This is a genomic window from Paenibacillus sp. VTT E-133291, assembly GCF_002264395.1.
GTDB classification, from domain to species: domain Bacteria; phylum Bacillota; class Bacilli; order Paenibacillales; family Paenibacillaceae; genus Paenibacillus_AQ; species Paenibacillus_AQ nitricinens.
On record NZ_NFVA01000013.1, the window covers coordinates 1 to 10,677 of the forward strand.

Sequence of the window (10,677 nt, forward strand, 5' to 3'; positions counted from 1 at the left end):
CGGCAAAACTACCTCGAAAGCATACGCTTAAGTTTTGTGAGCGATACTTTTCCGAACCATTGACCACAGCGCGTGGAGGTTAGAATGTCGCTATTGTTATTGGTTGCACAGTTTTTTATGCAACATGCGCAAATGATGAGGCAATCTTGCACATAACAAAGAGGCACAACCGCCGCGAAGTAGCTTGTCCGAGGTTGTACCTTTCATAAGTAACATTGCCTTTTAGTTATATAAAACAGGAGGCAGACAATAGATGCGTTGATTCATGTTGGAGTGCCTCTTAACGATTTGGATTATAGCATGGAATAAAAGGGCTTTCAATACTCTTGTTCAAACCATTGCACAAATTTTCACTTAAGTATATGCGCGTTTCTACGCTCAGATAATTGTAAATCTATAGGAAAAGTGAATTTGTGGGATATGAGGGGCAAATAAAATAACAATTCCATTTTTAAACACATGAATTATCGATTAATTAAAAGATATCATGTGAAAAATGGAGATAAATGCCTATAGTCTTTATCAATTAATGGAAAATGGTCAAATATGGTATGTGCAAACGTTTTTAAAAACAAACGATACTGTTGTATGATGTATTCATGAATGAAGCGCTTTCTTGCACTGCGAATTGCACCTCAAGAAGGAGCGAGCTAAAAGAATAACTTTTTTTTTAGCTTTTCTGAAATCGTTTGCGCAAGTTTCTGGTTCTACTATTTTACCATCTTATTCTTTTTTAAAATTGGGAGGGGTTAAAGTAATGAAGTTGAAAAAAGTGATGGTTATCACCGCTGCTGTCTCTATGGCACTGTCCGTTACAGCGTGTGGTTCGAACAACAATGGGAATGCCGGGGGAAACAATGCAGCAAAAGCTACTAATGCTGCTAACAACACTACAGAGACTGCAGCGCCAGAGAGCACAGATGCAGCTGCAACAGGTGAGATTGTCCCTGAAGATGGAGCGACTCTAGTCGTATGGGAAAGTAAGGAAGAAAGACCATTCGCAGATGAAATTGCTAAGCAGTTCACAGCGAAATATAACGTTCCAGTCAAGATCGAAGAGTTGGCACCACCAGATCAAGTAACTAAACTTACGCAAGATGGTCCTTCAGGATTAGCTGCAGACGTTATCCTTATTCCTCACGACAACTTAGGTAAAGCGGCAAGTGCGAGCTTGGTTCTTCCAAACGATGTCTTCGGTGAAGAAACAAAAGCCAGCAATACTGAAGCTTCGATTATCGGATCTTCGTACGAAGGCGAATTGTATGGTTACCCAAGAGCAGCAGAAACTTATGCATTGTTCTACAATAAATCACTCGTTAAAGAAGCACCTAAGTCTTTTGACGATGTTCTTGCTTTCAGCAAAACATTCACCGATAAATCCAAGAACAGATACGGAATTATGTGGGAAGTAGGAAACTTGTACTTCAACTACATGTTTATCGCTTCCGATGGTGGATATCTGTTTGGTAAGGACGGTACAGATAAAGACGATATCGGACTTGCTAATGACGGAGCTGTTGCAGGACTTAAAGAATTCGTGAAAATGAAAGAAGCATTGCCAATTAAGAGCGGAGATATCAACGCTGATATCAAACGCAGCTTGTTCACCTCAGGTGATGTAGCGATGGATATTACAGGACCTTGGGAGCTTGGAGGATACAAAGCCGCTCTTGGAGATAACCTTGGTATCGCACCGATCCCTACAGTGAATGGCAAAACAGCTATCACATTCTCTGGTATCAAAATTTTCGCAGTTAACTCGTTTACTCAATATCCGAATGCTGCTAAATTGTACGCTCATTTTGCATCAAGCAAAGACGCTCAATTGCTATTGAACAAAACGATCGGTTCTGTTCCTACAAACAACGAAGCGCTTCTTGATCCACAAATTGTTAACGATCCATTCGTATCCGCTATTGCAGCACAAGCTAAGAGTTCCCAACCAATGCCTTCTATCCCTGAAATGGGTAACGTTTGGAGCCCTGTGAATGCAGCGCTTCCAGAAATTTGGGATAAAAATGTGGATCCAAAAGCAGCAATGGACAAAGCCGTTCAACAAATCAAGGATTTGAACAACAGTTCATCGCAATAAGGATCATAAATCACAGTCTTAACAGCATACAGTGAATCAAGCTGCCCGTCGCATGTTTAGCGGAGGGCAGCTTCTTATTTTCACTCGGAGAGGAGAACGGAAGCGAAATGCAGCGACATCGCACGAGGGCCGCAGTACTGTCGACGATTTTCATGGGATTGGGACAAATATATAACCGCCAATTCATCAAAGGAATCATGTTTTTAGTTGTAGAAGCCGCCGCTGTTTATTATTTTATTCAGAATCTTGCTACGGCTTTATGGGGTTTTGTCACACTAGGAGAAAACCCTAGCCGTTTGGTAAAAGTAAAAGGCATCGCTAAGATGGTAGCTGGGGATCACTCGATCTATATTTTGATTCAAAGTTTGATCACCATTCTAATGCTTATCATCATAATCCTCGCTTGGTATTTGAACATTAAAGATGCTTATAAGACTGGAGAGAAACGCGATAACGGTCTTCAGGCAAACACCTTTAAACAAAGTGTTCGCTATATACTAGATTATAAGTTCGCTCAGACGTTCTTGGTCTTGCCAGGTATTGGTGTTCTGTTCTTTACGATCATGCCAATCATCTTCATGATCCTGCTAGCGTTTACGAACTATTCCGCACCTGATCATCTTCCACCCGCTAAATTGGTGGACTGGGTTGGATTTCAGACCTTCCGTAATTTATTAGTTCTCAAAACCTGGAGTCACACTTTTTATGGCGTATTAACGTGGACGATTATATGGGCAGTTCTTTCAACGATTACTACATATTTCGGAGGACTATTGGTAGCCTTACTGGTGAGCCAAAAGGGTATTCGTTTCAAAGGAATGTGGAGAGTTATTCTGATTGTGCCTTACGCAGTACCGCAGTTAATCTCTTTGCTGCTCATGCGCAATTTATTTAACGGTCAATTCGGCCCTATCAACCAATACCTCGGATATTTTGGAATGGGTGGATTGCCATGGCTGACAGATCCATTCTGGGCTAAGGTTACCGTAATTATTGTTAACATGTGGGTTGGTATTCCAGTCTCGATGTTACTTATTATGGGCGTGCTGACTACAATTCCTCGGGATATGTATGAAGCAGCTGAGGTGGATGGAGCAACAGGTTATCAGAAGTTCCGTATTGTTACGTTACCGATGGTCTTGTTCTCCACCGCGCCTACTTTAATTACGCAGTTCGCAGGTAACATTAACAACTTTAATGCGATCTTCCTATTAACAGGTGGTAGTCCTGTAAATGGTGATTATCAATATGCCGGTTCCACGGACTTGCTAGTAACCTGGCTATACAAATTAACACTTGATCAGAATAAAAACAACATGGCTTCGGCAATAGGGATTATTATCTTTATCATTGTTGCATCATTCTCCCTGTACAATTACCGCCGGACGAAATCATTCAAAGAGGAGGATATGATCCAATGAGCAGAAAGATCGCGAACTTTATTCGCTTAAGTGGTAGCTACATCATCTTGATTGCTTTGTCGATAGCGGCCCTCTATCCGGCCCTCTGGATTTTATTTGCTTCCTTCCGACCTGGTAAATCACTGTACAGTAAAACGTTTATCCCTGAGCAATTCACCTTCGATCACTACAGAGAATTGTTCACATCCCCGAGCTATATGTTTGGAACTTGGTATGCGAATACATTGAAGATAGCCGTATTCTCCATGCTTATCGGTGTAGTTCTTACCTTGTTAACCAGTTACGCTGTATCCAGATTCCGGTTTAAAGCGCGTAAAACAGCGTTATCGACCGTTCTGATTCTTGGTATGTTCCCTGGTTTTATGAGTATGATTGCTATTTATATGCTCCTTAAGGAGTTTAATTTGCTGGATACACATATTGCCTTGATTATCGTTTATGCGGCTGGGGCGCCGCTCGGGGGAACATTTATCGCGAAAGGCTTCCTCGATACGATTCCTCGTTCTTTAGATGAGGCGGCTCGAATAGACGGGGCGAGCAATTTCGGGATATTTATGCGAGTCATTCTTCCCTTGTCACGCCCTATGATCACTTACATGGCGCTGACTCAATTTGTCGGTCCTTGGGTGGATTTTATTTTCGCCAGACTTATTTTACGGACGAAGGAGAACTGGACCGTCGCAGTCGGAATGTGGGATATGGTTAACTCGAACCAAAATACTAACTTTACTTTGTTCTCTGCCGGTGCTGTTCTGATCTCTATTCCAATTATGATTTTGTTTGTATTCTTGCAACGTCTGCTTGTTGATGGATTGACTGCAGGAGCTAGTAAGGGGTAAACGAATTCGCTTCTTTATACTAAAGAATGAACAGGGTACAGCCTTTGTACAGAAATGCAAGGCTGTACCCTTATTCCATCATAGGGAGTGAACATAATGAAAAAGCTATGGACTCTACAATTTAGATCCGTTGGAATAAAACTGTTCGTTATTCTATTTAGCTCCATAGTGCTCTTATCCTCTGTACTAGGATTGACTTCATATTATGCTGCTAAAGATATCATTACAGATGAGGTTGCCGCAGCCTCTTCGCAGTCTGTAGTTCAAGCAGCGGACAAGCTGGATTTTGTCCTAACAGAATACGAAGCGCTCTCAAGGCAGTTTGCCCTCGACTCCGCATTAAAAGGTGATTTGGAAAACATAAAAAGTGGAGAACTTACAACGGTAGCCAAAGTTTCCGCGGAAGATCGGATTCGTAGAAAGCTAGACTTAGTTAAAGGATCAGATGAACGGATGTATGGCGTCAGACTGGTATCTAAGAGCTTGGAAGAAACGGAATCGTATAAATCTACTGGCATTAGTGGCCTTCGTAGTGATGAAGGTATTGCTGAAAGACTGAAACAAATTGCAGATGCTAAAGGGGAGCCAGTGTGGTTTCCGGTTCGTGAGAAGGGCTTCTTTGATGCTTATACTGAACCTACTTTAACTATGGGGAGATTGCTTCGCAATCTTGTACATCCTGAAGCGGAGTATTATATGCTGATCGAAGTTAAAGGCAAGGCCATGACCGAAATGTTGTCTAATCTTCAGATTGGAATTACGGGTGAGATTCGAATTTTGAGCACAGAAGGTAACATAGTTTATGGTGCGGATCATGCTAAACTGGGTCAACCCTCTTACATAAAAGTAACAGATGAGCAAGATGTAGAGAAGAAACATTCTTTTACAGCAGCCGATGAGAACGGAAGTCCGCAGCTTGTCGTGTATCAGCCTTTAAAAACTGCGAAGTGGACACTCATGGGCTATGCACCGGTCAGTGATTTTACGAAGTCGGCGGACAAGCTTCTGTATATCACGTTCTCTGTGGTGCTGGCAGCTGCCGTGATAGCCCTGTTAATTGGTTATATTCTGGTTCGTTTGGTTGGACGTCCTCTGGGTAAGCTGGCGACTTTAATGGAAGATGGCGAACGGGGAAATCTTCGGGTACGAACGAATTTTAAAGGTAAGGATGAGATTGGCCGGCTTGGGCAAAGCTTCAACAAAATGATGGAGCAAATTTCTCTGCTTGCAAGCCAGAGTGAGATGTCAGCGGATGAAGTGCTGGGTACCTCGGAACAATTAGTTAAAGCATCAGGTACAACCTCACTTCATGCCAGAGAGGTCGCGTCTGCTACGGGTGAGATTGCACTTGGAGCCGCCAGCCTTGCTGCTGAAGCAGAAAGAAGCCATCATAATGTCGAAATCATTGGCAGTAAAATGAGCCAAGTAACTGAATTGAATACAGTAATGGACGCTTCTGCGGAGCGGGTTATCGAGGTTAGTGATCAGGGGACAGAGCTGATGAAGCTGCTAGTAGAGCAGAGTGAATCTACGGTGGAGATGTTCAATCGGATACAAGAAAACTCCAATAAGCTTAGAGAGAGTACACATTTAATTCGCAGTATTCTTAGTCCTATGATAGCCGTGAATAAGCAGACCAATATCTTGGCACTAAATGCCACTATAGAAGCGGTAAGAGCGGGTGCGGCAGGCAGAGGTTTTATAGTGATTGCGGATGAAATCAGACAGCTCGCTAACCAATCGAATGAGTCGATTCAATCGGTTTCCAAGATTACAGAAGAGATTGGTCTACACATTGAGAACACCGTTAAGGATATCAATGAGACCGCTCCAAAGTTTCGTGAACAGATTTCTTCCGTACGGGAGTCATCGACGATATTTGCCAGTGTGAAAGAGGAAATGGAACACTTCATGGGACATATTAATGAATCCTCATCTTCTATTCATGAACTGATAGCGTTTCAGCGTCAATTAGGCGAATCCATGGCGAGTGTCAGTGCCATAGTGCAGCAGACAACGGCTTCGACAGAGGAGGTAGCTTCGATGTCCTCACAGCAGTTTACTGTAAGTGAGGAGCTTGTTGCTTTATCTCAAAAGCTAGAGAGCTTAGCAGCAGATCTTAAGCAATCTATGGTTTCTTTTCAAGTATGAGAATTAAATCTTATTAGTAAAAACAATAAAACGAGCAACTCTCCTATGTATTGGAGTTTTGCTCGTTTTTTTAACTTAATGACTTTAAGGCGTTCTTCTTGTCTTAGAAGGAGTTTGGGAGATACACTTGGATTAACATTTTAATAGTAGAAAAGAGTGATCGATTGACAAATTTGCATCTAAGTCTTAGTGGGAGTCTTTTTCAGCAGGCATTAATTGAAGGGGATTATAGTCCTCATTTTTTTGCTTACTATTATAAACAATGGAACAATTACTATATGTCCTACCATCAGCATAATTCAACCGAAATTATGTATTTGATCTCAGGGAGCTGTGTCGTGGATGTTCACCCGAGAGCGGGGCAAGAAGAGAGATTTAGATTAAAGCGGGGAGAATTGATCATCCTTGATGCGAATGTTCCGCACAGACTGATTGTCGAGGATGGGGCGCCCTGTAGAATGCTGAATGTGGAGTTTGGATTTACGGAATATACAGGGGTTGCTCCATCTATCGGCAAGCTAGCTCGGAAAGAAGCGGCACTTGCTGAATGGTTAAAGGTTCCCTTTTCCAGTCTAGTCATGCCTGATCCGGAGGAAATTTATCATGTTCTAAAAGGACTTGTACTGGAGCTTGATCAAAGTGGCGGAAAAGGTGGAAGTATGGTCGACTTATTGTTTTGTGAGCTTCTGCTTCGATTATCTAGCTTGCGACAGGATCAGCTTCATGCCAGTCAACAGCCGTCACAGCTCTATGTGCGGCGTAGTATCGAATTCCTGCATCAGAATTACGACCAGAGTATTCAGGTTAAGGATATCGCTGCCGCGGTCAATCTGCATCCCGGATATCTGCATCGTATTTTTAAGTCACATACAGGTAGGACACTCAGTGATTATTTGAATATGCTGCGAATGGAGAAAGCGAAGATGCTGCTGGGGCAAAGTGATATTCCGATTGCTGAAATTGCCGATTATGTAGGAATTAGTAGCAGACAATATTTTCATCTCCTCTTCAAGAAATATACTGACTGCACACCCGTAGAATATCGTAATTCCATTGAGCGTCATGCTTGGAGTTATGAAGAGATGGATGTTCAATAGACAAGTTAGGATTTTTGACACCTTCCTTCAAAAGAGGTCATGATATTGGTTACGCTTTCCCTAGCGCCCCTGCTACAATGGACAGGAACAATCAATTCATTACCGGAGGATGATAAGGATGTCATTTAAAGTGTCTTTTATTGGGGCAGGCAGCATTGGATTTACCCGTGGATTGTTGCGGGACTTACTAACCGTGCCGGAATTTAATCATATTGAAGTCTCGTTTATGGATATTAATAGCCACAACCTGGAGATGGTTACCGAACTGTGCCAACGTGATATTAGAGAGAATGGATTAAATATTCAAATCCAGGCAACGACGGATCGAAGAGAAGCCCTGAAGGATTCCAAGTACGTATTTTGTACTATTCGTATGGGTGGGCTGGAAGCATTTGCTACAGATGTGGATATTCCTTTGAAATACGGCGTCGATCAGTGCGTAGGGGATACCCTTTGTGCAGGAGGCATTATGTATGGTCAGCGCGGGATTGCGGAAATGCTGAATATTTGCCGTGATATTAGGGAGATGGCTGCGCCGGATGTACTCCTGCTTAACTATTCGAATCCTATGGCTATGCTGACTTGGGCTTGCAACAAATACGGCGGTGTACGGACGATTGGTCTGTGTCATGGAGTGCAGCATGGGCATGGGCAAATTGCAGATGTGTATGGGCTGAAGAAGTCAGAAGTCGATATTATCTGTGCGGGTATCAATCACCAGACCTGGTATATTTCAGCGAGTCATCAGGGAAAGGATTTGACCGAAGGTCTTTTAGAAGCTTTTGAGAATCATCCAGAATTCAGTCGCACAGAAAAAGTTCGGATCGACATGCTGCGCCGGTTTGGATATTACAGTACTGAATCCAATGGTCACCTAAGTGAATATGTGCCATGGTACCGTAAACGGAGCGATGAAATTATGGATTGGATCGACCTAGGAAGCTGGATTAACGGAGAGACTGGCGGATATCTACGTGTCTGCACTGAAGGGCGGAATTGGTTCGAAACGGATTTTCCGAATTGGATGAAGGACCCGGCACTGGAGTATACGGGGGAGAATCGTGGAGAAGAGCATGGCTCTTTTATTATTGAAGGATTGGAAACGGGCAGAGTGTACAGAGGTCACTTTAACACTGTGAACAATGGTGTGATCTCTAATTTGCCGGATGATGCGATCATCGAAGCACCGGGGTATGTGGACCGGAACGGGATATCGATGCCGTTTGTGGGAGAATTACCGCTTGGTCTCGCAGCGGTGTGCAACGTTAGTATCTCAGTGCAGCGTCTAGCCGTCGAAGCCGCGGTGCATGGCGATGACAAGCTGCTGCGTCAAGCCTTTATGATGGATCCGCTCGTGGGTGCCGTATGTAACCCGAAAGAAATCTGGCAGATGGTCGATGAGATGCTCGTAGCTGGGGAGCAGTGGCTGCCACAATACAGCGAGTCCATTGCACAAGCGAAGGAGCGCTTAGCTACAGGAAATCTGATTCCAACGAAGACTAATAACGAAGGCGCTGCTCGCCTGAAGGTGAAAACGGTGGAAGAGATGATGCAGGACCGGGATACAGCGAATAGAAATGCCGGTGAGTCTGACAAAGGCAAGGATAGGGAAAAGGCTCATTAGATTGTAGTGGGTGCAGCACACTTGGAAGAAGCGATAACAAAGGCACTGTGAGACGGCTTCAGACAGTTGATTAGAGCTCCTTTATATAAACAACCTCCCCTCCCAAGCACTGGGATGTGGAGGCTGTTTATATGGGTTTCTATCCGATAGCTCCGAACCTTGGAGCCCCCAAGCTGGGTAGAGGAATCCCCAAAATATGAGTATCCCAAAAGTCATGAAATGACTGATGGGATACTCATGTATAGGTGATTATGAAGTTACAGTACCCTTTTGACTGAAGAAGGTCTTTAGCGCCTGGTACACTTCTTTTTTGTCTTTAATGACATAATGCATGAATTGCTCGTGCTTCAGATGACGATAAGCGGACATTAGTGTGCTGCTGCGGTTGTACTGATTCACTTCCCCGTAACCAAACATATTGCTTCGTTTTAGCAATTCTCCAATTAGCTTCACACAACGTTCGTTGTCGGAGGTGAGGTTATCGCCATCAGAGAAGTGAAACGGATAAATGTTGTACTGCGCTGGCGGGTATCGGCTATCGATAATCTCAATCGCTTTTTGATAGGCTGAGGAACAGATGGTTCCCCCACTCTCGCCACGAGTGAAGAAATCATGCTCGCTGACCTCTTTGGCCTCCGTATGGTGGGCGAGAAAGACAATCTCTACCTTCTCATACTGGCGGCGCAGAAAACGGGTCATCCAGAAGAAGAAGCTGCGGGCGCAGTATTTTTCAAAAGATCCCATCGAACCTGACGTATCCATCATCGCAATAATGACCGCATTGGAGTGAGGCGTTCGAATGTCATCCCATGTTTTGTAGCGCAGATCATCAGGACTTATGCTGTGAATGCCGGGATTTCCTCTGCTTGCATTACGCCGAAGATTCTCCAGCAGGGTACGTTTCTTATCGATGTTGGACATCATGCCTTTTTTACGGATATCGTTGAAGATGATGGATTTAACCTCAATCTCTTCCTTATTCTTGGGCTTCAGATGTGGCAACTCCATATCCTGAAACAAGATGTCCTCCAGATCCTCCAGATTGACCTCTGCTTCCACGGTGTCTTGACCAGGTTGATCGCCTGCTTTTTCCCCCTTGCCGGGCTGTGCAGACTGTGAATCCCGCCCAAGTACATCGCCGACCTGACTTTCCCCGTCGCCCTGTCCTACATGCTTTTGCTTACGAAAGTTATAAATAATTCGGTACTCATCCAGACTGCGAATCGGAACCTTAACAATCTGCTTACCGCCTGACAAAATAATATTTTCTTCGGTCACGAGATCCGGCAAATTATCCTTAATAGCTTCTCTGACCTTTTGTTGATGACGCTCCTGATCCTGATGGCCTTTGCGATGAAGGGACCAGTCTTCTTTTGAGACTACAAAGGAAAAGGGACCAGATGAATGCGACAGGATGACCACCTCCCATGGAATATAAATGTTAATCGAGGGA

General features: G+C 43.8%; 7 protein-coding genes. 6 read left to right on the forward strand and 1 reads right to left on the reverse strand.

From position 1 onward, the window contains the following. The first annotated feature begins 757 nt into the window (after positions 1-757). From CA598_RS08095 to melA, 6 genes are all read left to right on the forward strand, one after another. Positions 758-2,092, forward strand: coding sequence for a sugar ABC transporter substrate-binding protein (locus CA598_RS08095; protein ID WP_094876179.1), 1,335 nt, complete (start codon positions 758-760; stop codon positions 2,090-2,092). A 107-nt stretch (positions 2,093-2,199) separates the two neighbouring features. Continuing rightward, positions 2,200-3,513, forward strand: a complete 1,314-nt coding sequence (locus CA598_RS08100; protein ID WP_094876180.1) for a sugar ABC transporter permease — start codon at positions 2,200-2,202, stop codon at positions 3,511-3,513. Beyond that, positions 3,510-4,352, forward strand: coding sequence for a sugar ABC transporter permease (locus CA598_RS08105; RefSeq protein ID WP_042186333.1), 843 nt, complete (start codon positions 3,510-3,512; stop codon positions 4,350-4,352). Before CA598_RS08100 ends, CA598_RS08105 begins: the two co-directional genes overlap by 4 nt. A gap of 96 nt (positions 4,353-4,448) precedes the next feature. After that, positions 4,449-6,503: a methyl-accepting chemotaxis protein gene (locus CA598_RS08110; RefSeq protein ID WP_094876181.1), complete on the forward strand. Its 2,055-nt coding sequence runs from the start codon at positions 4,449-4,451 to the stop codon at positions 6,501-6,503. A 164-nt stretch (positions 6,504-6,667) separates the two neighbouring features. Next, positions 6,668-7,600, forward strand: coding sequence for an AraC family transcriptional regulator (locus CA598_RS08115; protein ID WP_373455813.1), 933 nt, complete (start codon positions 6,668-6,670; stop codon positions 7,598-7,600). 118 nt (positions 7,601-7,718) lie between these two features. Next, positions 7,719-9,224, forward strand: a complete 1,506-nt coding sequence (gene melA / locus CA598_RS08120) for an alpha-glucosidase/alpha-galactosidase (protein WP_094876182.1) — start codon at positions 7,719-7,721, stop codon at positions 9,222-9,224. 249 nt (positions 9,225-9,473) lie between these two features. On the opposite strand, the gene yhbH is transcribed toward melA, so the two are convergent. Beyond that, complete coding sequence (yhbH, locus tag CA598_RS08125) at positions 9,474-10,637, reverse strand: sporulation protein YhbH (protein ID WP_094870413.1); 1,164 nt, start codon at positions 10,635-10,637, stop codon at positions 9,474-9,476. Positions 10,638-10,677: the final 40 nt, after the last annotated feature.